Source organism: Streptomyces sp. NPDC086519, assembly GCF_040686075.1.
In the GTDB taxonomy this organism is placed as follows: Bacteria; Actinomycetota; Actinomycetes; order Streptomycetales; family Streptomycetaceae; genus Streptomyces; species Streptomyces shenzhenensis.
On the sequence record NZ_JBFBJL010000021.1, the window covers coordinates 132,468 to 156,727 of the forward strand.

The 24,260-nt window shown below is 71.8% G+C and carries 18 protein-coding genes and 1 pseudogene; 8 read left to right on the forward strand and 11 right to left on the reverse strand.

Going from position 1 to position 24,260, the window contains the following annotated elements:
• Positions 1-518: 518 nt before the first annotated feature.
• On the reverse strand, positions 519-1,457 hold the full coding sequence (locus AB0P24_RS21615) for a LysR family transcriptional regulator (RefSeq protein WP_365796295.1): 939 nt from the start codon (positions 1,455-1,457) through the stop codon (positions 519-521).
• A gap of 207 nt (positions 1,458-1,664) precedes the next feature.
• On the opposite strand from AB0P24_RS21615, the gene AB0P24_RS21620 reads away from it, so the two are divergent.
• The 5 genes and pseudogenes from AB0P24_RS21620 to AB0P24_RS21640 all read left to right on the forward strand — a co-directional run.
• Positions 1,665-3,194 (forward strand): carotenoid oxygenase family protein, encoded by a 1,530-nt coding sequence (locus AB0P24_RS21620; RefSeq protein WP_365796297.1) that lies wholly within the window; start codon positions 1,665-1,667, stop codon positions 3,192-3,194.
• A gap of 47 nt (positions 3,195-3,241) precedes the next feature.
• Entirely contained in the window at positions 3,242-3,898 is a 657-nt protein-coding gene (locus AB0P24_RS21625) for an MBL fold metallo-hydrolase (protein ID WP_365796299.1), read from the forward strand.
• Between the two features lie 61 nt (positions 3,899-3,959).
• Positions 3,960-4,355 (forward strand): SRPBCC family protein, encoded by a 396-nt coding sequence (locus AB0P24_RS21630; RefSeq protein WP_365796301.1) that lies wholly within the window; start codon positions 3,960-3,962, stop codon positions 4,353-4,355.
• Positions 4,356-4,981: 626 nt separating this feature from the next.
• Positions 4,982-5,950, forward strand: a complete 969-nt coding sequence (locus AB0P24_RS21635; RefSeq protein WP_365796303.1) for a superoxide dismutase — start codon at positions 4,982-4,984, stop codon at positions 5,948-5,950.
• 460 nt (positions 5,951-6,410) lie between these two features.
• Positions 6,411-6,656: pseudogene (locus AB0P24_RS21640) on the forward strand (transposase); the annotation flags it as partial.
• 1 nt (position 6,657) lies between these two features.
• Here the strand turns inward: AB0P24_RS21640 and AB0P24_RS21645 are convergent.
• Positions 6,658-7,338, reverse strand: coding sequence for a hypothetical protein (locus AB0P24_RS21645; protein WP_365796305.1), 681 nt, complete (start codon positions 7,336-7,338; stop codon positions 6,658-6,660).
• Between the two features lie 69 nt (positions 7,339-7,407).
• On the reverse strand, positions 7,408-9,312 hold the full coding sequence (locus AB0P24_RS21650; RefSeq protein WP_365796307.1) for a hypothetical protein: 1,905 nt from the start codon (positions 9,310-9,312) through the stop codon (positions 7,408-7,410).
• A gap of 324 nt (positions 9,313-9,636) precedes the next feature.
• Between AB0P24_RS21650 and AB0P24_RS21655 the strand changes: the two genes are divergently transcribed.
• The 3 genes from AB0P24_RS21655 to AB0P24_RS21665 all read left to right on the forward strand — a co-directional run bounded on the left by AB0P24_RS21655 (position 9,637) and on the right by AB0P24_RS21665 (position 13,616).
• Positions 9,637-10,491: a PaaX family transcriptional regulator C-terminal domain-containing protein gene (locus AB0P24_RS21655; protein ID WP_365796309.1), complete on the forward strand. Its 855-nt coding sequence runs from the start codon at positions 9,637-9,639 to the stop codon at positions 10,489-10,491.
• Positions 10,492-10,639: 148 nt separating this feature from the next.
• Positions 10,640-11,992, forward strand: coding sequence for an alpha/beta hydrolase (locus AB0P24_RS21660; protein WP_365796311.1), 1,353 nt, complete (start codon positions 10,640-10,642; stop codon positions 11,990-11,992).
• Between the two features lie 55 nt (positions 11,993-12,047).
• Positions 12,048-13,616, forward strand: a complete 1,569-nt coding sequence (locus AB0P24_RS21665; RefSeq protein WP_365796313.1) for an MFS transporter — start codon at positions 12,048-12,050, stop codon at positions 13,614-13,616.
• A gap of 106 nt (positions 13,617-13,722) precedes the next feature.
• Here AB0P24_RS21665 and AB0P24_RS21670 read toward each other — a convergent pair whose 3' ends face one another.
• The 8 genes from AB0P24_RS21670 to AB0P24_RS21705 all read right to left on the reverse strand — a co-directional run bounded on the left by AB0P24_RS21670 (position 13,723) and on the right by AB0P24_RS21705 (position 23,946).
• On the reverse strand, positions 13,723-13,911 hold the full coding sequence (locus AB0P24_RS21670) for a hypothetical protein (RefSeq protein WP_365796315.1): 189 nt from the start codon (positions 13,909-13,911) through the stop codon (positions 13,723-13,725).
• Between the two features lie 407 nt (positions 13,912-14,318).
• The gene (locus tag AB0P24_RS21675; protein WP_365796317.1) at positions 14,319-15,128 is read right to left on the reverse strand and encodes an alpha/beta hydrolase; all 810 of its coding nucleotides are present in this window, start codon (positions 15,126-15,128) and stop codon (positions 14,319-14,321) included.
• A gap of 3 nt (positions 15,129-15,131) precedes the next feature.
• Positions 15,132-16,415 (reverse strand): (3,5-dihydroxyphenyl)acetyl-CoA 1,2-dioxygenase DpgC, encoded by a 1,284-nt coding sequence (dpgC, locus tag AB0P24_RS21680; protein ID WP_365796319.1) that lies wholly within the window; start codon positions 16,413-16,415, stop codon positions 15,132-15,134.
• A 305-nt stretch (positions 16,416-16,720) separates the two neighbouring features.
• Entirely contained in the window at positions 16,721-17,392 is a 672-nt protein-coding gene (gene dpgB, locus AB0P24_RS21685) for an enoyl-CoA-hydratase DpgB (protein ID WP_365796321.1), read from the reverse strand.
• Between the two features lie 17 nt (positions 17,393-17,409).
• The gene (dpgA, locus tag AB0P24_RS21690) at positions 17,410-18,513 is read right to left on the reverse strand and encodes a 3,5-dihydroxyphenylacetyl-CoA synthase DpgA (protein WP_365796323.1); all 1,104 of its coding nucleotides are present in this window, start codon (positions 18,511-18,513) and stop codon (positions 17,410-17,412) included.
• Between the two features lie 108 nt (positions 18,514-18,621).
• Positions 18,622-19,995 (reverse strand): PLP-dependent aminotransferase family protein, encoded by a 1,374-nt coding sequence (locus tag AB0P24_RS21695; protein WP_365796325.1) that lies wholly within the window; start codon positions 19,993-19,995, stop codon positions 18,622-18,624.
• A 213-nt stretch (positions 19,996-20,208) separates the two neighbouring features.
• Positions 20,209-22,767: an AAA family ATPase gene (locus tag AB0P24_RS21700; RefSeq protein WP_365796327.1), complete on the reverse strand. Its 2,559-nt coding sequence runs from the start codon at positions 22,765-22,767 to the stop codon at positions 20,209-20,211.
• 111 nt (positions 22,768-22,878) lie between these two features.
• Entirely contained in the window at positions 22,879-23,946 is a 1,068-nt protein-coding gene (locus tag AB0P24_RS21705) for a ParB N-terminal domain-containing protein (RefSeq protein WP_365796329.1), read from the reverse strand.
• Between the last annotated feature and the right edge of the window lie 314 nt (positions 23,947-24,260).

A 24,260-nucleotide genomic window follows, 5' to 3' on the forward strand; every position in this document is an offset into this window, starting at 1 on the left:
CACGGGCCGTCGGTCGGGGTGCGCTCATCCGCCTTGCCCACACCTTCCTGTCAGGCGCTCGTTCGGCGCCTCCACCAGGACGTCAAGGAGGTGACTGAGGACTCCTGCGAGTGCCGCACCGCGAAGATGACTGCTGCAGGAAGTGGTCCGCCTTGCGGACCAACGGACCGGAATAAGGTCCACTGGGACGTTAGGGCGCACAGGGCGGAGCGTCAAGAGAGATTCGTCGAGTGCCGAGCACCCGTGCCGCAGGGCCGTGAACGCGGCAGTCGGGCGGAACGGCCATCCCGGCCCTGCTCTCTCGAGCGCCACGGCCACAGCGTCGGCGGGCCACGCGGAGGACGCCCGACGACACAACTCCCGTCACCCGATCGCCGTTTGCCGCCGGGCACCGTTACGGCAGCGCCCGGCTCGGCGCAGGCACGGGAGCCATCGCCCGGGACGTGCCCGAGGCGGCCGACGCCTTGGAGGAGCCTCCAGACGACTGCTCGCGCGCAGGCACCTGCCCGGCGAGTGACTCAGGCGGTGTCCCCCGAGGCGGCGCTTTCGGCGTCCTGGCGCGGGGACAGGCGGGCGAGCGCGAGGCGCAGGAACGCCTGGGCCGCCCGTGAGGACGGCACCGGATCCCGGTGCGTGAGGGCCAGCGGCTGAAGTGCCCGCGGATCGTCGAGGCGCAGCACGCAGTCGGCGTGACCGGCCGGGACGACCGCCTGCGCCACCGGGCGGGGGACGACGGTCACCCCGATCCCCTCCAGCGCCAACAAGGTGAGATCGCCCGCGCCGCGCAACGCGCAGACACTTCTGCGGCGGGCCCTCGCCCGGTTGAAGGCGGCATCGACCTGGGCACGCAGCCCCGTCTCCGGGGTGCAGTCGAGGAAGCGCTCGCCGGCCAGGGCCTCCAGACCCGTGACACCGGTGCCGCGCAGGCGGTGCTGCCGTCCGACCACGGCCACGAGCGGATGGAGGCGCAGCAGATGGTGGGCGAGGCCGGGCGGCAGCTCGTGCTCGTGGAGCCCGAGGACGGCCACCTCGATGTCGCCGGTGAGCAGCTGGGTGGCGGCCGTCGTGCCTCCGTCGTCGGACACGGTGACCTCGACCGCGGGATACGTCTCCTGGAACTCCCGCAGCAGGCCCAGGACGTCGATGTCGCCCGCCGTGAGCGCGATCACCCCGATGCCCAGGTGTCCCTGCACCTGTCCTTCGACGGCGGCGATGTCGGCGTTCATCTCCTGCACCGTTCTGAGCACCCGGCGTGCGCAGTGGACGAACGTCTGGCCCGCCGGGGTCAGCCGCACGCTGCGGCTCGTACGGTCGAACAGCCGGGCTCCGACCTCGCGCTCCAGCTGGGTGATCTGGTGGCTGAGCCCGGACTGCCCGATGCTGCAGCGGGCGGCGGCCCGGGTGAAGTTGAGCTCGTCGGCGACGGCCACCGCGTATTCCATCTGACGTAGATCCATCCAGCTCTCCGATCACTGCCTGCGCATTCCACTGTTGGACACCCCCGCGACACCGACAGCATCATCACTGTTACGAGCAAATGAATGCCAGATATCGCGCCGCACCGGGCCCCCCTTCTCGGCAGCCCCCGCCTACTCGTGCGACATCGCAGACAGGCATCAATCCAAAGCCTCGTTCGGTCAGCCATGCACTGCAGGAGGAATCCAATGGCCGCTGTCCCCACCCAGCCGGACACCACGCCCCCGCAGGTCGGCACCCAACCGCCTCCGGAAACCATGCAGTGGCCGGACACCCCCAAGTTCCGGGGGTTCTTCGCCCCCTCGCGGATCGAGGCGGACGTCTACGACCTGGAGGTCGAGGGCCGCATCCCGCCCGAGCTGAACGGCGCCTTCTACCGGGCCGCCGCCGACACCCAGTACCCGCCGCGCTTCCCCAACGACACGTACATCAACGGCGACGGCATGGTCCACATGGTGCGGTTCGACAACGGCCACGCCGATCTGAAGACCAAGTATGTGCGCACCCAGCGGTTCCAACTCGAACGCCAGGCCCGCCAGGCCCTCTTCGGCGCCTACCGCAACCCCTACACCGACGACCCGTCCGTCGCCGGCATCGACGACGGCAACGCCAACACCTCGGTCATCTGGCACGCGGGCAAGCTGCTCGCGCTCAAGGAAGCGGCCCTTCCTTACGAGCTGGACCCGGTGACCCTGGAAACGAAGGGCGTCTACGACTTCTCCGGCCAGATTCCCGGCCGTACCTTCACCGCGCACCCCAAGCACGACCCGCGCACCGGCGAACTGATCGCCTTCGCGTACAACGCCTCCGGCCGGCCTGACAAGCAGATCCACATCTACGAGATCTCCGCCGAGGGCAAGGTCACCCGCGCGCAGTCCTTCGAGGTGCCGTACTCCTCGATGGTGCACGACTGGCTCGTCACCCGCGAGCACTTCGTCTTCACCATCGCGCCCATGGTCATCGATGAGGAGTGGATGAAACGGGATGAGCAGTTCTGCATGTGGGACCCGAGCAGGGATGCCTACGCCGCGATCATCCCGCGTGAGGAGGGCGTGAGCGGCATCAAGTGGTTCCGCAGCGAACGGGTCATGGAGGGACATTCCCTCAACGCCTGGACGGACGGCGACACTCTCGTCGGCGACCACTTCGTCACCAAGTCCGGCTGGTTCTCGCAGTTCCCGAAGACGACCGTCGGCCTGCTGCCCGAACAGCCGCCGTTCCTGGAGCGCTGGACGTTCGACCTCACCCGGGGCGCCGCCCACTGGGACGACGCCACCGACATCTACCGCAGCGAGCAACTCCTCACTTCGCCGGGCGACATGCCCCGGGTCGACCCCCGGGTGCTGATGGAGAAGAACCGGCATGCCTGGGTTGGCGGCATGATCCACGAGGAGCCCATGTGCGAGATCGGCCCGATGGGCCCGCCTCTCAACGCCATCATCCACCGGGACGACAGTACCGGGCAGCAGACCCACTGGTCCGCCGGCGAGCACGCCGCGCCCGAGGAGCCGGTCTTCGTCCCGAAGTCGGCTGACGCGGACGAGGGCGAGGGCTACCTGCTCACGCTGGTCGGCCGGCGCGACGAGATGCGGCACGACATGGTCATCCTCGATGCCCTGGACATCGCCGCCGGCCCGATCGCCACGGTGAAGATTCCCTTCCGGCTCCGGTACGGCTTCCACGGCACCTGGGTGCCCGCCGCCGAGCTTGAGCGATGAAGTCCTCGTCCTCGGTCACGCCGCCCCATTGACAGAGAGGAAGACCGTTGCGGCTCACCAAGTGGGGTCACGCCTGTGTCCGTCTCGAGCGGCCCGGTGCGGCTGTCGTCATCGACCCGGGCGAGTACACCGACCCCCAGGCCCTCGACGGCGCGGACGCGGTGCTCGTCACCCACGAACACGCCGACCACTTCGACGAGAGCCGCCTGCGCGCGGCCGCCGAGGCCAACCCGGCCCTGCGGATCTGGACCAACCGGTCCGTGGCCGCCAGGCTCGACGGCCTCGGCAACCGGGTCACCGTGGTCGGCGACGGCGACACCTTCGACGTCGACGGCATCGGTGTCGAGGTACACGGCGAACTGCACCAGCTCGTCCACCCCGACCTCCCGACCGTACCCAACATCGGCTTCCTCGTGGCCGGCAACGTCTTTCACCCGGGCGACGCGTTCACCGTCCCGCCGAGCCCGGTGGACACGCTCCTGGTCCCCGTCCAGAGCCCCTGGTCGCGGACCGGTGAGGTCATCGACTACATACGGCAGATCAAGCCCCGGCTTGCCGTGGCCGTCCACGACGGGGGCCTGAGCGCCATGGGCCACGCCGTGGTGAACGGGATCGTCGGCGCCACGATCGGCGCCGACGCCACCACCCACTACATCCGGCTGGAGGCCGGGACACCGGCCAACCTGTCGCAGCTCCCGGCCTGAACTCGACCGCCCGCCCCCGCCGGGTCACCCACCAACACCTCACTGACGCAAGGAGATCACTGTGGCAACTCTTCGATTCGACACTCAGGTGAAGCAGAACCCCGACCAGGTCTGGGCCGTGCTCTCCGACGTGAGCAAGATCCCGGAGTGGTTGCCGGTGGTGGAGGAGGCGTACTTCGACGGCGAGCACCGCCACCTGAGCGGGCCCGGTGGAAAACTCAAGTCGCTCGTCGTGACGCAGGACGACACACTGCGGCGCTTCCAGTACCGAGTCGTCGAGGGTCTGCCCGAGCCCGCCGAATTCCATCTCGGCACCATCGACGTGCTCGCCGACGGAGACGGCTCACGCGTGATCTACAGCCAGGAAATCCTCCCGGACAGCCTGGCGCCCGTCTTCGAAAAGGTCGTCAGCACGGCGATCGCGGGCATCGACGACTACTTCGCGACCCGTCCCTGAGGGAGAACGACTCGACCGAAGATCCCGCACCGCGCGACAGCCGCCAGGCCGGGCTTGAAGTCCAGCGCGGGCTGGAGCGGCTCCCCCGCACATACGTGGACGCGCAGGCGCTCATGGCCGACGTGCTCACGGGGACGAACTCGGCCTCGCGCGGGCGTTCCTTGTCACCCCCCATCCCCCAGCCGCCCTGACCGCATGATCGCCGGAACCCTGGGATGGGGATCTTGACCTCCTGCGGGCCGCCCACCACACATTCCTCGCCCGCTGGGAAGATGCCGTGCCAGCTTCCGCCGGGGACCTGCGCCAGTTGCTTCTGCTCCTCGGCAATGGGAGCCGACTGCCGCACACCGGCCCCGGACTGCCCGCCTCGCGCCCCGGGCCCCGACCGGCCCGCGCACCGCTCCACCGCGGCGTTCCAGCGGCTCCACCCGCGGTTGTCCCCCGCTGGGCCGCAGTCGGTACGACGACATCCGCCGTACGACTCCCGGACCCGGCACCGAGTGAAACGGCAGGGCCGCGATCAGCCCTGATCGCGGCCCTGCCGTTTCCCGAAGGCAACGTATCCCCAACCCCCAGGCTGTCTTGTACGAGGCCAGCCCACCAGCCCACCGACCAGAGGAGCGACGATGTTCCCAACGCAGCAGCCCACCAGGCGAGGCCTGCTGGCCGGCGCCGCCGCGACGGCCGCGGCCTTCTTGCTTCCCGCCTCTCCGGCATCAGCCTCCGCCCGGACGGCTCCCGTTCCGGTGACCACCGCGGCCCTGCCCAACGGATTCGGCCCCGAGGGCATCGCCATCGACCGGTGGGGCATCGCGTACTGCGGCGGCCGTCTCAGCGGTGCCATCCAGCGGATCGATCTCGCCACCGGCGAGGGCACGCAGCTCGTCGCGGGGTCCGACGCCATGGCGCTCGGGCTCAAAGTCGACGCGTACGGGCGGCTGTTCGTGGCCGGAAGCGAGGGCGGCGACGCCCGGGTGGTGGACACCCGGACCGGCGAGCTGCTGGCCGGCTACCGCCTGTTCACCGCCCCCACGACCGGCATCGTCAACGACCTCGTCATCACCCGTGAGGCGGTGTACCTCACCGACTCGCGCCACCCCGCGCTGTATGTGCTGCCGCTCGGCCCCAGGGGCGCGCTGCCCGCACAGTCCAAGGTGTTCACCCTCCCGCTGACCGATTTTCCCACCAGCACCGAAGGCGTCGGCATCAACGCCAACGGCATCGTCACCACCCCGGACGGCACGGCGCTGCTGGTCATGCACAGCAGCAGCCAACTGCTGTACCGCGTGGATCCGCGGACCGGCGCCACCGCCGTGGTCGATCTCGGCGGCGAGTTCCCGCTGCCCGGCGACGGCCTGCTGCGCATCGGGCACACCCTCTACGTGGTGTGCAACTTGGCGAACGAGGTCGCGGTCGTAACGCTCGACAGGACCGGCCGTACCGGTTCCGTGACCGCGCGGATCACCGACCCCTCCTTCGACGTGCCGACGACGGTGGCGGCGTACCGCGGACGGCTCTACCTTCCCAACGCCCGCTTCGCCCTCCCCGTCGAGCCGACCACGACGTACGACGTGGTGTCGGTGCCGATCCCGTAGCGCCCCCACCCCCGGCCCGGGCCGGGGGTGGGTTCCCGCCCACGCGGACGGAACCGTCGGCAGCCGTGCGGCTCCGGCGGCGGCAGCCGTGCGAGGAACACCGGACGCGAACCCCTTCCGCCTGGCAGAAGCCGCCTCGCGCGGCGACCACGGCCTCAGAACGCCGAGTCCGACTCCGGGAGCGGGGCGTCGACGCCCCGCTCCCGGAGTCTCGACGGTCGAACAATTCGGCTCTGTCGGGGATCTTGTGATGTCACCTGCCTGAACTGGGCATCTACCCGGCGTGCGGTTCAGGGGGTTTGGGGCGGTTGCTTCCGCATTTAGCCGGTGTGGTGATCGAGTCGATCGAGCATGCGGCCGGAACGGTCACGTTCTGCGCTCACTCCGCGGTACCGGGGGCGAGGTGCCCAAGATGCGGGGTGGTGTCGTGGCGTGTGCAGCCCGCGACTTCGCGGACATGATGCACGACCTGCGCGGCAACGACCTGCCCGCATGGATGGACCGCGTCCTCACAGACGACCTGCCCGCCCTGCGCTCCCTGGTCAACGGCATGAAACGGGACCTGAACGCCGTCACCGCCGGCCTGTCTACGCCCTGGAGCTCTGGCCAGTTCGAGGGACACGGGACCAGAGACAAGCTCCTCAAGCGCATGGGCTACGGCCGCGCCAACCTTGATCTGCTCCGCAGACGCATCCTCCTAATGGCGTTCAGGTCGACTCCTGGTCCGGCTGCGGGTAGCCGACCTCGGAGATGTCCTGGGCCAGGCCGGTCAAGCTGACCCCAGGGTTCAGCAACGACACGAGCTCCGGACTCAGCGGCCGCAAGGCGTACACCTGGCTCACCGCCTCCAGGTCCACGGGGACCTCGTAGTAGTCCTCGGCGAAGCGCTGGAACGCTTCTGGCGAACGGTCGACCAGGAGCTCGAACAGGCCCGTCGCTCCGTCAGGATCGACAGCGCGATCGGGGAAATCGATCGTCCCGTGATGCCACCGATCGTCCGTCGCTCCCCGCCACAAGCAGGCCGTCACGACAGGGACGCCGTCCTCGTCGGTGAACGCCGGCTCCTCGACGAAGGGCTTGAAGAGCTCGGGGACCTCGTCGATCACTCCCGACCAGGGCTCGCCGTCATTGCCATACGGGCTCATCGGCGATTCATGGTCGAAGCCACGTATATAAGCCCCGGCAGTCGAGAACACGATGGAGTACTCGTTTCCCGACCCGTTGCGCATCGAGGCCATCTCCTCGCCGTCGGCCCAATTGGCGTTCATGGAGTAGTACCGGTCTTCCCAGTCCGGGCTGAGGATCGCATCGAGCATCGCCAGTGAACGGCACAGGTCCCGCAGGTCGGCGATGGCAGGGAGCTGGCGAGCTACGTCATAGACAGTCACGTGCCCATCCAACCCGATACCGGTGACAGCCAGGCCGCCGCCAGGAACGTCGCGAACCACCCCCGTTCACTAGTCGTCGTCCCAATCGTGCTCGTTCTCGTCGTCCGCGTCACTGCCCTGATCGGTGTCCTGGTCGTGGCTGAAGTCGGCGACGGGGAATTCGTGGTCCAGGTCGATGTGCTCGTCGTCGGGGCCGCCGTGCAGGTCGTCGTGCCAGGAATCCTCCCCTCCTTCGTACGAGACCTCGTGCGCGACCTCGTGCGGTTCCCCGCCCTCCGCGTCGAAGACGTGGGTGGTGGCAGTGCCATGGTCGTCCCCACCCGGTTCTGCCCCCGGTATGGCGCCGACGTCCTGGTTGTCCTCCTGCGGGACTTCGGTGCCGACTGCGGGTCCGTCGTTCGCCGCGGAGGAGTCGTACGCACCGGCGCGTGAGCGTGTGCGTGCGGGTGGGTGGTCGCGGTGTGCAGGGCCGCCAGTAGTGGTCTTCGGCGGTGTGTCCCAAGTCTCCTGCGGCACCTTGTAGTTCTGTCCTCCGCGGCGCAGGAGCACCGGAACAGCACGCTTGCGCCGCCATAGGCGCAGCGACCGGTCGGCGGCGGTCAGCCGTTCCGTCTCGTCGGTGTGACCGGCCTCGGCGAAGCAGGCGGCTGCGTCCCGCCAGGCGAGCCGACAGGCGCGTACCTGTCCGGAAGCCAGGTGTGCCAGACCCAGGTTCTCCAGGGCTTGCGCCTGGCCGTAGCGGTCGTCGATCTCGTGGAACGTCTTTGCCGCGCGTTCGTAGTGCTGAGCCGCGCGCTGTGCTGCGCCGGCGGCCCGTAGCGCGTTGCCGAGGTTGACCAGGGACTGAGCCGCGCCGCGTCGATCGCCGTGTCCCTCGTGGATCCGCAGCACCCGCGCGTGGCACTCCGCGGCCCTGTCGTACGAGCCGCTGGTGAAGCGGAGGTTGCCGAGGTTGTTCAGGATGCCGGACAGCGTGACGGCGTCGCCGTCGTCCGTTTCCCTGAGGCCGTCGGCGGCTCTCTCGTACCGGCGTATCGCCTCCTGCAACGGGACGCGCCCGGCCCGGGTGTCCTGGAGCACGCGCAGCACCCGGCCGAGTACGAGCTGAGCTCCTCTGGCGTCGCCGGCCGCCCGGTAGGCCGCGCGTGAGCGGCCGTAGGCGATCAGCGCCTCGTCGTATCTGCGCTGCTGGGCGTAGGCCCGGCCGAGCTGGCCCAGAAGGAGTCCCTCGCGTGCCCGGTCACCGGTCTGGCGCGCGCAGTCGGAGGCGAGTTCGTACGTGGCCGTCCACTCGTCCCAGCGCTTGCGCAGGTCGAAGTAGGCGGTCAGCCGGACGGCCAGCGCCGCGGTCTCGGCGGGGAAGCCGGAGGCGGCGCCCAGTTGGACGGCTCCGACGAGGGCCGGTCGCTCGGCGTCGAACCAGCGCCGGGCGGACGCCCGGTCGGCGAAGCGGGCGGTGACGCGGGTGGGGTCCGGGCCGAGGGCGCCTCGAAGGGCGGCGTCGGCCTGCCCGGCCGTGTGCGCGTAGTGCCGCAGCAGCCGTCGTACGGCTTCCCGCCGGTCGCTGTCGGAGTCCTCCTGCTCGGTGCGCTCACGCGCATACCCGCGCAGCAGGTCGTGGTACCGGTACCGGTCGTCGTGCCGCCCGGTCTCGGTCAGCAGACTCGCAGCCGCCAGCGCCCGCAGTCTCCCGGCGGTCTCGTCCGCCCCGGCGCCCTCCAGCGCGGCAGCCTGCTCGGCGTGGAAGGACGCCGCCGGATGCAGCGCCGCCAGCCGGAACAGCCGGGCTTGTTCGGGGGTGAGCCGGTCGTAGGACAGGTCGAAAGCCGACCGGACCGGGGCGGCGCCGATGCCGATGCCGATGCCGATGCCGATGCCAGTGTCGGAGCCGAGGCCGATGCTGGAGCCGGAGTCGGACGCGGTCGGAGAACCTGCGCCGGGACCGGCTTCCCGTGATCCGCGTGATCCCCTCATCGCCCTCGTCGCCGACAGGCTCGGCGCTGCGGTCGTCCCCGAGCCGGTGGCCGCGGTGGACCTCGCGAGCGTCGCCTACCGGCCAGTGGCTCGTGCGGCAGCCACCGTTGCCCTAGCCGTCACCCACCGGTCGACCGCGTCGAGCCGCACCCGTCCCGAGCGATCGACGTCATCCGGAGGTCGTCCCGGCGCCGCCGTGCGGCATGGCGTCCCGGTGTCCGGGACCCCAATATCGGGCACTTTTCTTTTTGACGTCATTAAAGTGACGTATGTCTCTGTGCGGCGGGAGCGATACGCGCTCGTCCCGGGGCCTAGGCTGTCCCGGTGACCAGTGCCGATGTCGCCGCCGGGCCCGCCACCGAGGGCGGTCCCGAGCCGCGTACCCAGTCCCTGATGCTGACCTTCTTCGGTGTGCATGTGCTGGGGCGGCCGATCGCGGTGTCGTCGGGCAGTGTGATCGCTGCTCTCGGGAGGCTGGGCAGCACGGAGGAGGCGGTGCGCACCACCTTGAACCGGATGGTCAGACGCGGTTTGCTGGAGCGCCATCGCCAGGGCCGGAAGACCTACTTCGGGCTCACGTCGCACGCCGTTCAGGTGCTGACCGACGGCAGGGACCGCATCTGGCGCACCGGCGCCGTGAACCGGGACTGGGACGGCCGGTGGACCATGGTGGGCTTCTCACTCCCTGAGGCGTGGAGTCGCGAACGGCACGACCTGCGCTCCCGGCTGATCTGGGCGGGCTTCGGGCCCCTGCAGAACGGCCTGTGGGTGGCCCCGGCGCGTGTCGATGTGCGGGAGATGGTGGCGGGTCTCGGTCTGGAACCGTATCTGCGGGTGTTCCGGGCGGAAGTGGAGTCGCCGACCGACGTCCGCGAGGTGCTGGAGCAGGCCTTCGACGTGCCGGCGATCGGCGCGCGGTACCGGGCGTTCCTGGAACGCTGGGATCGCACCGACCCGCTTCCCGCGGCCCTCCGCGGCGACGAACTCGCAGGCCAGCTCCTTCTGCACACCGACTGGCTGGACCTGGTGCGGCGCGACCCGCATCTGCCGGCCGAACACCTCCCGGCGGACTGGCCCGCCGCCGACGCGGAGACCGTCTTCCGCGGCCTGGCCCGCCGCTGGGAACGCCCGGCCGTACGGGTGGCCGCCCAACTGCTCGACACCCTGACGCTGGGCTGATCCGCGCCCGAGCCCGAGCCCCCAGGTGCGGAGCCCCCTGCCTCAATATTGGGCAGAGTATTGACCGCCATGAAAAAAGAGCCATACATTCGCTGCGCTCTTCCAGCTCGCTCCTCCCCAGTCCCCCTCGACTCGCGGAGCCGCAGTCATGCCTCGTCCCCACTTCCCCACCCTCGCCGCCGCGTGTGCGACCGCCCTCGCCACCGCTCTGCTCGGGCCGGCGGCCGACGCGCGGGCAACGACCAGCGACCACTACTCCGGGACGCTGTCCGACGGCGCCACCTGGATCGCGGACAGACCCGCGCAGTGGAACGGCAGCCTGCTGCTGTTCAGCCACGGGTTCGGACCGACCACCGCCGCCGACGCACCGTCGGCCGCGGTACGCCAGGCCCTGCTGGACGCCGGCTACGCCCTCGTCGGCTCCTCCTACGACCCGAACGGCTCGATGTGGGCGCTCGACTCAGCCGAACGGGACCAGTTCGCGACGCTCAGCGCCTTCCGCCGGCAGATCGGAACGCCGACCCGGGTCATATCGGTGGGCCAGTCCATGGGAGGCCTCGTCAACGCTCAGATCGCCCGCGACGGCGCGGGACGCGTCGACGGCTCCCTCGGCCTGTGCGGCCTGGTGGCGGGCGGTGTGGATCTGGACAACTACCAGCTGGACGCCGAGTACACGCTTGCCACGTTCTTCGACCCCGCCGACGCCGGCCGACTCGTGAACCTCGACAGCCCGGCAGATGCGGTCGCCCTGGCCGACCGGCTCACACAGGCCGTGGAAACGGCACAGCAGACCCCAGCGGGCCGCGCCCGGATCGCCCTGGCCGCCGCCTACCTCAATCTGACCGACTGGGCTCCGGGCCGGCAGCCGCCCGCGGGTGACGACTTCACGGGCCAGGAGGAGCAGCAGTACGCATGGCTGGCCCAGGGGCTGCTCGGTTTCATCGTCCCGGCGCGGTGGTCGGTGGAGCGGTCCGCCGGCGGGAACACCTCCTGGAACAAGGGCGTCGACTACGCCGGCCTGCTGCACAAGTCCAGCCACACCCCGCAGGTCAAGGCGCTCTACCGCGACGCCGGACTCGACCTGCGAGCTGACCTGAACAGGCTCACCCGCGGCGCGGACGTCTCGGCCGACCCGGCCGCGGTGGCTCATCTGAAGCGGACCTCCACGGCCGGACAGGAACTGACCGTGCCGCTGCTCGACCTCCACACCACCGCCGACCAGCTCGTGCCGGTCGAGCAGGAGTCGGCCTTCGCCGCCCGGGTGCGCAGGGCCGGAGACTCCGCGCTGCTGCGACAGGCCTACGTGGCACGCCAGAGCCACTGCAACTTCACCACCGCCGAAGTGCTCGCCGGGCTGCACGCCGTGGAGCACCGGCTGGACACCGGGCGCTGGGACGACTCCGCCACCCCCGCCGTTCTCCAGCACAACGCCGACGCACTGGGTCTCGACGGCGCCGCCTTCACCGGCTACAGGCCGCATCGACTGACCGGCACCCGCTGATCCCGAAGCCTCCTCCCTCGTCCCGAGCTCGCGCACCTCAGGAGCCCCCGTGTCCATGACGACCGAATCCTCCACCAGAACCGCCGTCGGCCGTGGCCTGACCCCCGGCACCCTGGTCGCCGGTCTCCTCGCCGTCTGCCTCGCCCAGGTCGGCCTGGCCATACCGGCGACCCTCAACGGACTGTTCCAGTCCGACCTGCACCCGGTCGGCTCTCAGCTCACCTGGATCTCCGACGCCTTCTTGTTGCCGGTCGCCGTACTGGAGTTGACCTTCGGCCTGCTCGGCGACCTCTTCGGCCGCAAACGGCTGCTGATCGGCGGCGCCTCGCTGCTGGCCGTGGGCGAGCTGGTCAGCGCCACCGCCTCCGGCGTCCACCAGCTCTGGGCCGGACAGGCCCTGGCAGGGCTGGGCGCCGCGAGCCTGTTCCCGACCTCGCTGGCCGTACTGGCTGCCGGCACCACCTCGGCCACCCAACGGGCCCGGGTCATCGCGATGTGGGCGGCCCTGCTCTCCACCGGCGGATTCCTCGCCCCCCTGCTCGGCGGCATCACCGCCACCTACGGCTCGTGGCGGTGGTCCTTCGTCGTGGTCACCGCCATCGCCGCGGTGAGCGCCGCCGTCAGCGCCCTGTTCGCGGTCGACTCCAGTGCCCCCGAGGGGCGTTCACTGGACGTGGCGGGCCAACTGACCATCGGCCTGGGCCTGTTCGCCCTGCTCTACGCCATCATCCAGGGTCCCACCGACGGATGGGCCTCGCCCTCCATCGTCATCGCCTTCGTCCTGGCGGCCGCCTTCCTCGCCGCCTTCGTCCTCGCCGAGAAACACGCCAAGTCCCCGCTCCTGCGCCTGGACCTGTTCCGCAACCGCGCCTTCGCGGTGGCCTCGGTGGTGGCCGTGGTGGGGATGTTCGCCTTCCTGGGCACCGCCTACTCCGTCAGCATCCGGCTCGGCCCCGTGCAGGACCAGGCCCCGATGCGCACGGCCCTGGCCTTCGTCCTGCTCAACGGCATCGCGCTGGCGATGCTGCCGCTGACGGAGAGGCTGCTGAGGACGGTGGCGCCGGGGCTGCTGCTGGGCGCGGGGCTACTGCTGATCGCGGCGGGCGACTACTGGACGGCCACCCTGCCGATCACCGACACCGCCTTCACCTCGCTGATCCTGCCGCTCGGTCTGGTCGGCCTGGGCTTCGCGATCACCGTCTCGTCGATCACGGCGACGGCCGTCAACACCGTGCCGGTGCGGTTGGCCGGCATGGCGAGCGCCACCACCAACCTGCTGCGCGACTTCGGCTTCACCCTCGGGCCGGCGGTCATCGGCGCCGTGGCCCTGAGCCGCGCGGCAAGCAGCTTCTCCGACTCGCTGGCCGACTCCCCGCTCCCGCAAGCGCTGAAAGGGGCGGGCGCGGCCGTACTGGAGGAGGGCGGCCCGCTCGCTGTGAACGGTGCCTCGGCGGCGTCACCCAAGCTGGCGGACCTTCACCCACTCGCCCTGGACGCCCTCGGCCGCGGCTACTCGATCGGCTTCGTCGTCTGCGGCTCGGCCGCACTGTTCTCGGCCCTGCTGGCACTCGTGACGCTCCGGGGCCGGGCTGCCTCGCGTGACGAGTCCTCGGAGCAGCAGTAGCGGCCGCGCCGTACACCTGCCGCTGCTGAGACGGTACGCAGCCGAAGCCACGGCTTCGTCCTGGAGGCACGCAGCCCTTGGCGGCGGTCGAACGACGTCCCGTGCGTCACGTGCCGGGACAAGTCGCCGACCGTCGCGTCGAATCCCGTCCGACCGTGTCGAGCAGCAACTGGGCGGCCACCGCCGCCCCGTCGGGGCGGATCGTGCCGGCCACGCAGCGGGTACCGGGGAACAGGGACACGGGGATCACCTCGTAGCGGGAACGGGGAGAGACGGCAGCAGTGCGGTCACCCATGGCCCTCTCCCTCTCATTCGTCCGAGCCCGTCACGGCAAAGCACGGCGACCGCGTTCTGCGGCTACGGTGCGTGATACTCGGTGAGCGTAGGCAGGGGTCATTCATCGGGCCGGCACCGACAACTCCGTCGGCCCAGAAGGTTCATTCCGGACCGGCATGCCCGGGCGGGGCGGTTCACCGGCCGAGACCGCCGCAACTCCCGCGACTGGCGGAAAACACGCTTTACGGCCCCCAGCAGGACATCCGTGCGCCCGTCATCCGCACCGGTGGCCCGGAAGCGGCTTCCTGAACTCGCCGGCATCGGCGTGCTGCTCGCGGCCGGCCGACGCGGTCTCCTTGCTGGCGGAGCCCTCCGCCTGAACGGCCGACCGGCTGGTCGGAAAACTGCAAGTCCCGTGGTACGGCGTCACACCCGGGTGCCCGCGAGATGGCCGAGGAGTTCCGCGTTCACCTCGTCGGGCCGCTCCAGATAGCCGAAGTGGCCGCAGCCGGGGATCTGGGTGTACCGGCAGCCGGGGATGGCGTCGGCGAGTTCGCGGGTCAAGCGGGGGCGGACCACCACGTCGTCGGCGAAGGCGACGGCCAGACAGGGCCGGGTGATACGGCGGTACGCGGCCAGCCGGTTCGGGATGAGCTCCAGGCCCAGCTGGGCGCGGACGGCGGCGGGATCGGGGAGAGTGAGCTCGAACAGGCCCAGCCAGTCGGTGAGCCGTGCGTCGTCGTCGAGGGTGCGGGGCGAGAGGTTCTGCAGGGCGTGCCGGTGGGCCGCGACCGCGGGCGGCAGCCGGACCCCGCCGTCGGCGAGCGCGAGGTCGGCCGCGGAGGCGGCGGCGATCAGCGCGTCCGTGCGGCCGCCGCCCGCCATCAGGACGGCCCGGTCGACGAGTTCGGGCCGGGCCAGGACCACCTCCTGCACGATGATCGCGCCCAGCGAGTGCCCGACCAGCCGGCACGGCGCCGCGCCGAGGTACTCGATCAGCGCGGCGACGTCGGCGGCCAGGTCCGCGAGGGTGAAGGAACCGGGCGGCTCCGGGCCGAGCCCCCGGTTGTCGAAGGTGACGACCCGGAGGCCGGCCCGGCGCAGCGCCGGCACCTGGTGGGCACGCCACACCCGGCCAGGGGCGCCGGTGCCGGCGACCAGCACCACGGCCGGGGCGCCGGCGGCGCCGTACTCCTCGTAGGCGAGGTCCCTGCCGTCGATCCGCGCGTACGGCACTCGTCACCTGCTTCCCGCCGCGAAGCGGCCGACCTTGCCGATGACGTCCTCGCCGTAGATCCGCAGGGCCTGCTGGAGGGCGAACTCGGCCATGTAGGCGCGGAACGCGTCCTCGGGTTCGTCGACGAGGTTGAGCATCCGGCGGTTGGCGAGCACGGCCTCGCCGTCGAGCCGGTCCAGGGCGCGTTCGACGGCGGCGTCCATCTCGTCGGGCTCGGCGACCTCGTCGACCAGCAGCCGGGCCGCCGGCTCCGCCGCCCTGATCCTGCGGCCGCCGAGGATGACCTGCCGGGCGAGCCGGGGCCCGGCGAAGCGGCCCAGGCGGAAGTTGCCGGCGCCGGGGACGATGCCCTCCTCGGCGGCGGGGAGGCTGAAGTACGCGTCCGAGGCGGCCACCACGTGGTCGAAGACGAACAGCATCTGCATGCCGCCGCCGATGGCGAAGCCGTCGACCGCGGCCAGCCACGGCTTGTCGGCATACCGGGTGTGCCAGGTCGCGGCGTCGCCGAGAGACAGTCCGTGGGCGAGCTTGCGGAGGTAGCCGAGCTCGCGGCGGAGCAGGAAGCCGACCAGCGGGATACCGCCGGAGCTGAGGCTCTTGAGGTTGATGCCGGCGCTGAAGATCCGCCGGCCCCGGTAGCGGGGGTGGGTCATCTCGCCGCCGCGCACCAGGCCGACCCGGACTCCGGGGTCGAGCAGGGCCAGATCGACGGCGGTCTCCATGTCGTCGACCTGCTGCTCGTCCTCGGCGTTGAGCCGGTCGCCGCGGCAGAGCGTCAGCCGGGCGACGCCGTCCCGGCGTTCGAGCCGTACGGACTCCGTCTCCAGCACGCCCGTGCGCCGGAACTCCGGCAGCAGCCGGATCGCGCGGGCGGTGGGCCGGAGCATCGCGTCGAGCAGGTGCGGGCCCGCGACCGGCGAACGCAGCACGGCCCGCAGCAGGATGCCCTGGTCGATCTCGTGCCCCTCCTTGTCGGCCTGCGGCCGGGCCCGCTCCTGCGCGATCCGCTCGGGACCGGGGACGAGACCGGGAAACGCACCGGCCGCCGCCTCGACCAACTCGTCGAGGCGAAGCGAACGGGTACGGCCGTCGGTCAGCCGGTCGTAGACGGCATCGGCATGCATGTCGAGGAACCGGGACCGGGCGGCTCGCGCCGCGTCCTTCACCGCCTCGGCGGCCTCCCGCGCGGCGACCCCACGTCCCGCCGGCCGCACCAGCCCGGCCAGCACCCGGTCCACCTCGGCCGACGCCACCACGACGTCCTGCCAGCCGGCCAGCTCCGCCACGGCGGCCGATAGGCCCTGGAGGTCCGGTGCCGCCGCGGCGGGCCGCCCCGTTCCCCCGGTCTCGTCGTCAACGGACCGGCCATCCCGGAGAATCGGCTGCCCTGCGGCCTCCACGGGAGACCCCTGGGGCCGAAGCTCCGATGCTCCGGAGTTCTCCACAGCGGACGCCGGGCCTGGGAGCCCCTCTCCCCCAGAGCTCCCCGCGACCGACGCCTGACCCGAAAGCCCCGGCCCCCCGGGGCCCTCCACGGCAGGCCTCCGGCCCGGAACGCCCGGTCCCCCGGAGGGGTCCGGTGAGGTGGTGGTCATGCCGGCTCCTGGGTGGGGAGGCGGCGTAGGGCGCGGTCGCAGGCGGCGAGGTGGGAACCGAGGGCGTCTTCGAAGGGGGTGGTGGCGGCGTCGAGGAGGAGTTGGCGGCGGACGGCGAGTTCGGTGCCGGCGTGCGCGGCGTAGCGGGTGGTCAGGGCGGCCAGGGTGGCGTCCGGGGCGGGGGTGAGGGTGTCGGCCAGCCCGAGGGCGAGGGCCTGTTCGGCATCGATCGGGTCGCCGAACAGGACGGCCCGGCGGGCGCGGCCGGCGCCCAGGAGGCGGACCAGACGGAAGACGGCCATGCCGGGCCAGGTGGCCTCGCCGTCGGAGGGCAGCACCAGCCGGGTGCCGGGGGCCGCCAGCCGCAGGTCGGCGGTGAGGAAGGCGTCGAGGGCGGTGCCGCCGGTGTCCCCGGCGGCGACGGCGACGGTCACCGCGGGGAGCCGCTCGAAGCGGCGCAGGGTCCGTTCCCACTTGGTGACCAGGGCGGTGTCGAGACCGTCCGTCCAGTCCGCGTCGGGCGCGCCGGTGACGCGCAGCACGGCGACTGCGGGGCCGCCGTCCTCCACCCGGTCGCAGAGCGCGGTGAGTTCCTTCACGGCCACCGCCGTCGGCGGCCGGCGGCCGTCCACGTCCAGGGCCGGCGCTTCGTCCACGGTCACGTCCACGTCTCTCGTCTCTCCCGTCACCACTGCACCAGTACCGTCTCGAGGGTGGATCCCGGCCCCATCGTCATCAGCACGCCGTAGTCGCCGGGTTCGGCGGCCTTCTCGTCGAGCAGCCGCTCGTAGGAGAAGAGGAACGAACCGCTCGACACATTGCCGTAGTCCCGCAGCACACCGACCGTGTGGCGCAGGTCGTGACGGGTGAGGCCGAGGTTGACGACGACCGAGTCGATGACCTTCTTGCCGCCGGAGTGCACCAGCCAGTGCCGGATGTCGCTGCGGCGCAGCCCGGTCCCGGCGAGCAGCCGGTCGATGACGATCTCGGCGTGCGCGCCGACCACGTACGGCACCTGCGGGTCGAGGTAGAAGCTGAACCGGCCCAGGTCGCGGTCCCAGTCGTAGCGCATCGCGCCGACCGCCTCGGGGATGATGCAGCTGGCGAACTTGAGGAGGGTCGGGCCCTCCTCGGCGGTCACCGCCTCCTGCGGGCCGGAGAGCAGCGCGATCGCGCCGGCACCGTCGCCGAAGAGGCTGTTGACGACCGCGGTGCGCATGGAGGAGTCCATGGCGTAGGCGGCGGAGCAGGCCTCCGTGCACAGCAGCACGGCCAGCTCCCCGGGGTGCGCGGCCGACCAGCCGGACACCAGGTTCAGGGCGTTGAGGCCGGCGTTGCAGCCCATGCCGACGATGTCGCTGCGCGAGCAGTGCCGGTCGATGCCGAGCTCGCGGATGAGCAGCGCGCTGAGGCCGGGGGTGAGGAAGCCGGTGGAGGTGACGCAGCACAGATGGCGCAGGTCGGACAGGTCGGCGCCGGCCCGCTTGAGGCAGGCGCGGAGCGCCTCGGCGCCCATCTCGACGGCCGTCCGCTTGTGTTTGTCGAGGAGGTCGCCCTGGCTCTCGGGGCTGCGCACGCCGTCCGGGCCGGGCTCGGGCAGCTGGAGGTGGCGCCGGTCGATGGCGCTGTTGCGGAACACGGAGGTGATCTTCGGGTCGCTGATCGCGAAGGCGTCGAGGACGTCCTGCTGGGAGTAGGAGGCCGGGGGCACCGCGGTGCCGACGCCGGTGATGCGCGGCCGGTGCGCCGCGGTGACGACGCCGTCGCCTGCCTCGAGCGTGATGGTCATCGGAAGGTCCACCCCCACATACGGGACTTGCTGCGCGGTTTTTGACGTGATCGCGGAGTCGTGCCGGCATCGCGCACGGATTCCACCTTTCGGGAACGTTCGGGAAATTCAGCGCTGTCGGCTGTTCACGGGCTCGGGAACGAGGTCCTGGTCCGCGGCCGTCTGTGCCTCGATGAAATCGGCGAGGCGCGCTGTGCCTTCCCTTATCTCGGTCTTCGTCAGATAGCTGGTGGAGAGCCTCAGTGCATGTTCTCCGCCGCCGTCCGGATAGAAGTAGCTGAGGGGTGTCCAGAGCACCCCGAATTTCTCGGCGGACCGGGCGAGTGCCGCGTTGTCGGCCCGGAAAGGGACCCGGACGGTGAGGAAGAAACCACCGGCGGGCCGGTTCCAGCGGACGCCCAGCTCCGCGCGGCGCGCGGCCGGCAGCCGGGCGTCGAGGCAGCGCAGGGTGGTCCGCATGGCGTCGCCGTAGTAGGCGGCGGGCTCCTCGTTGAGTGTGGAGATCCGGCCGTCCGCGGCGAGCAGGGCTCCGGCCACCACGGCCTGGCTCAGCGAGGAGGTGTTGACCGTCACCATGCTCTTGATCCGGGTGAGTTCGTCGGCGAGCAGGCCGGTGTACCCGTCCTCGTCGACGACTTCCTGGTCGGCGACGGCGAAGCCGACGCGCGCGCCGGGGAAGACGGTCTTGGAGTAGGAACCGAGGTGCACGACGGTACGGGACCGGTCGAGCGACTTGAGGGTGGGCAGCGGGGTGCCGGGGCTGACCCGCCGGTAGGGGCTGTCCTCGACGATCAGCAGGCCGTGCCGCTCGGCGGCGGCCAGCAGCCGGTCGCGGGTGTCCCGGTCCACCGTGTTGCCCGAGGGGTTGGAGTGGTCGGGGATGACATAGAGGGCGCGGGGCCGCCGGCCTGCCGCTCGTTCGCGCGCGATCACGGTCTCCACCTCGGTCAGCGAGAAACCGTTCTCGTCCTCGTCGACCGGGACGACGGTGACGCCGAGCAGCCGGGCGGCGCCGGTGATGCCCGAGTAGCAGGGGCTGGCCACCAGGACGACGTCCTCGGGTCCGGCGACGAGGGCCCGCAGCACCAGCAGCATGGCCTCCTGGGCGCCGACGGTGACGACGACCGACTCCGGTGGTACGTCGATGCCCTCGTCGGCGCGGAGCGAGTCGGCGATGATGCCGCGGATCTGGCCGGCGGTGGGGCCGTACTGGTAGAGCGCGGTGCGCACCTCGGCGGGGGTGCGGCCGAGGGCGGCCAGGTGGTCGAGATAGCGGCGGAGATGGCCGAAGACCTGCTCGATGTCGAAGAATCCGTCGTAGGGCCGGCCCGGCGCGAACGAGATGGCGTCGGGATAGCGGTGGGTGATCTCGTTCAGGAACGTCATGGTGTCCAGGACGGGATCGCGGACGCTGGCGTGCAGGTCGCCCCTGCTCAGCACACGACCGTCGGGCGACCTGTTCGGGAATGCGGTGGCGGACACGGAAACGCATCTCCCCCGGTGAGAATCGACGGCGTCCATGGCCCTGGAATCATCAGGTGGGTCGCGCCGTTTTCCCGGTCAGCATCACATGATTCCGGCCGCCCCAACAACGTGTCCAAGAGGCCGGAAGGCCGGTTGGACGGATTCCGTAAGGGCATGCGGAAGACACCGCCGAGCAATGGCCAGAGATTTACGGAGGAACGCCGTCGAAGGCTAGACGTGGCTTTCTTCGACCATGTGCAGAACTTCCCCGGAGAAATGCGCGAGAGGTTCCGGAAGATCAGCCCGGCGGCGCACCTTGAGTTTCCGGTACACCTTGGTGAGATGTTGCTCCACCGTGCTCACGGTGATGCTGAGCAGGTCGGCGATCTCCCGGTTGGTGCGGCCGGCCGCGGCGAGCGCGCCCACCCGCCGTTCCGATTCGGTGAGTTCGGGGAGCGGTGCGGGGCCGGCGGCCGTGGCGGCCGGGCGCGGGGAGCGGCCCAGCCGTACGGCGCCGCGCTGGCGCCAGTCCACGAAGCCCGGGCCGTGCAGCCCCCAGCGGACCGCGAGTTCCCGGCAGCGTTCGAAGTACCGCAAGGCTTCCTGGGTACGACCGCGGGCGGCCTCGAACCGGCCGAGCGCGTAGCGGTAGGGCAGCGCGAACGGGGTGCCGGACATCGCGCCGGGGACGGGCACGTCGAGGGCGGCGCGGGCGGCGGCGGGGTCGCCGGCCTCGGTGGCCGCGAGCAGCGCGGTGGCGAGGGGCGCGCCGATCGCGATGCCCCAGGCGTCGGGGGTGAGCGTGAACAGCCCGGCGCGGGCGAGGCGTCCGGCTTCGTCGGCCTGGCCGCGGCGCAGCGCGGCGGACGCGGCGACGGTCAGCAACAGGGCCCGCCGGACGGGGACATGGCGGTGGCCGGGCTCGGCGAGCAGGTGTTCGGGCCACCGGTCGGCGCCGGTCAGCCGGCCGTCCTCCAGCAGACAGGCCAGGAGCAGCAGGGTGGCCGGGAGGGGACCGTCGACGCGGGTGCCGCGCAGCATCCGGTCGCCCGTCCGGTCGGCGGCGCCGTCTGCACCGTCCCGGATGTCCCCGGCCGGTCCGGTGGCGCGGGCGAGCAGGGCGCTGGGAGTCGGGGTGGCGCGGGTCCGGGTGTGCGCGTCGAGGTCGGGGCGGACCAGCCGGAGCCAGTCGTCCAGGACGGCGAGTTCCGCGCGGGCGCCGGAAGCGCGGTCGGCGACATTCCGCAGGACCGCCTCGGCCTGGGTGAACTGCCCGTTCCACAGCAGTTGTTCGACGACCGCGCGGGCTTCGTCGAAGCCGGCCCGGCCGGTGCGCGCGGCGCGGACGAGCGGGGGCAGCCGGCGGGCGGCCGCGGCGGGGTCGACGAGCCACTCGGCCTTGGCGAGGGCGGCGGCCGTCTCGTCCTCGCAGGGGGTGCCGGCGGTCAACTCGGCCGCCCGGCGCAGGTAGTCGACGGCGGGCCGGACGTCGCCCGCGGCCAGCGCCTCGTGTCCGGCCGCCCGCAGCACGTCGGCCTGCCAGCGGGAGCGGGCGGTGCCGCGGGCGGCGAGCAGGTGCTCGGCGACGGCCCGGGCCGGCACCCCGTCCCGGTGCAGGAGGTCGGCGGCGCGGACGCGGAGGGCGGCCAGCTCGTCGGCGTGCAGGTCCTCCAGGACGGCCGACCGGGCGGCCTCGGTACGGAATCCGGTGCCGTCCGCGAGCAGACCGGCCTCGCACAGGTCGTCGGCGGTGCGCCGGACGCCGGCGATGTCCTCGTCGAGGAGGGCGGCGAGCAGGGCGGGATCGGTGACGGGGCCGGTGAGTACGGCGGCGGCGCGGGCGACCGCGAGGGCCGCGGGGCCGGCGCGGTGCAGGCAGCGCAGATAGGCGTGGCGGAAGGCCGGGCCCGGGACCGGGCGGGTCGGCAGGGTGGCGGGGTGGTCGTCCCGGGTGACGTCGGCCAGGGCCTCGACCAGCAGCGGGTTGCCGCCGGTCGCCAGGTGCCAGACCGTCGCGTCCACCCGGCTGACCGCGCCGTCGGCCGGCGCGGCGCCGGTCCGGACGTCGCGCGCGTCGTCGGCGAGAGCCTCGACCAGCAGCGGGTTGCCGCCGGTCGCCAGGTGCCAGGCGGCGGCGTCCACGCGGTCCGCGGCACGGGCGCCGAGCCGGTCCGCCAGCCGGCGCCGCACTCCCGTGGCGGACAGCGGCGCGAGCCTGATCCGGTGGCTGTAGGGCAGGTAGAGGGTCTCGGCGTGCGAGGAGACCAGCGCCCGCTCGTGGCCGACGCATTCGGCGAGCACGACGAGCACGGCGGACGCATCGATTCTGCGCATCAGGTAGCGGAGACAGGCGAGCGAGTCCTCGTCGGCGACATGCACATCGTCGACGAGGAGCAGCACCGGTGCCCGCTCGGCGAGGCCGGTGACGGTCTGCGCGAAGCGCCTCAGCAGAGCGCGGGAGGCGTAGCCGCCGGCGGCCGCGGCCGCGGCGATCAGGCCGCAGTTGTCGGCGGCCCGGACATCGACGGACCGGGCCGCCGCCCGCAGTGCGGTCATCAGCTGTTCGATCAGGCCGAGCCGGTCGTGCCGTTCGGCCGGCGACGCCGTCGCCGACGCGCACAGCGCGCCCTGCCCGGCGGCCCACTCGGCGAGCGAGCGCAGCAGCGCGGTCTTGCCACAGCCGACGGGTCCGTCGGCGAGGACGACCGCGCCGCTGCCCGCGGCGCACGCCCGGTAGAGCTGGTGGAGCTGTTGGACTTCCCCGTTCCGTTCCTGGAGGTTGTGCGGCACCTGGCCCCCCGACTCACTGTTCCCCCGACAGCTTGCTTCCAGGGTAGTCGTTCGTCGATCGGTCCTGCGGTCGTTGCCGCGACGGGTATGTCCGTTCTGCCGCTACGGCGGTCAGCCGACCGACGCCGTCACGTCCCGCCGGACGCGGGTCGCGAAGTCCGCCCACATGTCGGCGAATTGGACGGCGAGGTCGGCGACGATGCCGCTGCAGTGCGGCGGCACGTTGCCGATGATCGCGTCCCACTCCTCCTCGCGGACGGCGTGGATCGCGAGGAGCCGCAGCAGGCTGCGGCCGGTCTCGGAGAAGCGCAGCGCCGGGTCGGCGGTCAGCCGCTTCACCAGGACGACCCGGTCGGGCCTGGCGTCCACGCGGGTTCGGGTGGCGGGACGGGCCAGCCGCAGGGCGGTGGGTTCGCCCGGCGGCACCGGGACGGGCCCGGAGCCGGCCCCCTCGGCGGCGTCGGATCCGGCGCCGGCCTCGGTCGTGATGTCGTGGACCGGCTCGGCCTCGCGGTCGCGCCGCCGGGACCGGGGCAGCGGATCCTCCCCGTTGCGCAGGCGGTTGCGCACGTCCCGGGCGGTCTCCGGGGAGATGCCGGCCGCCCTGGCGACCTGGCGCAGGGACAACTCCGGGTTCTTCGCGAGCAGTTCGCCGGCGCGGAGACGGCCGGCTGCGCCGTCCAGCGGGCGCATCCGGCCGTCCTGGCCGAGCCTGCGCTCGTCCGGGGCGGTGGCACCGGGGCCCAGTCGGCGGCGGATCTCGCCGACGGTTCCGGGGGCGATGCCGGTCACGGTGGCCACTCTGCGGTCGGACCAGTGGGGGTGGGAGACGATGATCCGTTCCGCGGCGCGCTGCCGGTCGGCGAGCGCGAGTGGCAGCCCGTGGGTGACGTTCAGCTGGACCGCGAGGACGAACGCGGCCGATTCGTCGCCGTCGAAGAAACGGGCGGCGATGGTGGTGTCCCCGCGCAGCCGGGCCGCGCGCAGCCGGTGAAAGCCGTCGATGACCCGCATCGTGGGACGGTGGACGATGATCGGAGGCAGCGCGTCGGGCGCCGCCGCGAGTATCTCGATGTGCTCTTTTCGTTCGCCCGCCAGCCGGGGAGAACCGGCCAGGCATAAAGCGTCGATTTCCACTTGAACTACGGACTGTTGCTCGATGAATCCCCCGTGCTCCACCCCGACTCCTTGTCCGCCCCCCGCCGTCACGACGGGCGGCTTGCTTTCGCTCCTGAAAGAAGAATCTTCTTCCGGACCCTCCGTCCCGCGGGTTTCCTGCCGCCAATGCCGGGCTAAGCTGATATCTTTCTTATTTCGATACCTAGCGGCATAAACACACCCGCCGTAGACAACACCGAACGTAACAGTCCACCTGGGCGTTCGAAACCCCTGTCACCCAGGGCGACCGAGTCGGCGTAGGGGTTCGCCCAACTCCCACGTCGGCTCACCCGCCGGTGCCGTCAGGACTTCGTCGGCGCCGGCCCGGGTGAGAC

Bases quoted from the DNA above. Each gene is read 5' to 3' on its own strand.
- AB0P24_RS21615 (WP_365796295.1), bottom strand. From the start codon at position 1,457: ATGGATCTACGTCAGATGGAATACGCGGTGGCCGTCGCCGACGAGCTC.
- AB0P24_RS21620 (WP_365796297.1), top strand. From the start codon at position 1,665: ATGGCCGCTGTCCCCACCCAGCCGGACACCACGCCCCCGCAGGTCGGC.
- AB0P24_RS21635 (WP_365796303.1), top strand. From the start codon at position 4,982: ATGTTCCCAACGCAGCAGCCCACCAGGCGAGGCCTGCTGGCCGGCGCC.
- AB0P24_RS21650 (WP_365796307.1), bottom strand. From the start codon at position 9,312: ATGAGGGGATCACGCGGATCACGGGAAGCCGGTCCCGGCGCAGGTTCT.
- AB0P24_RS21660 (WP_365796311.1), top strand. From the start codon at position 10,640: ATGCCTCGTCCCCACTTCCCCACCCTCGCCGCCGCGTGTGCGACCGCC.
- AB0P24_RS21665 (WP_365796313.1), top strand. From the start codon at position 12,048: ATGACGACCGAATCCTCCACCAGAACCGCCGTCGGCCGTGGCCTGACC.
- AB0P24_RS21670 (WP_365796315.1), bottom strand. From the start codon at position 13,911: ATGGGTGACCGCACTGCTGCCGTCTCTCCCCGTTCCCGCTACGAGGTG.
- dpgA (WP_365796323.1), bottom strand. From the start codon at position 18,513: ATGACCATCACGCTCGAGGCAGGCGACGGCGTCGTCACCGCGGCGCAC.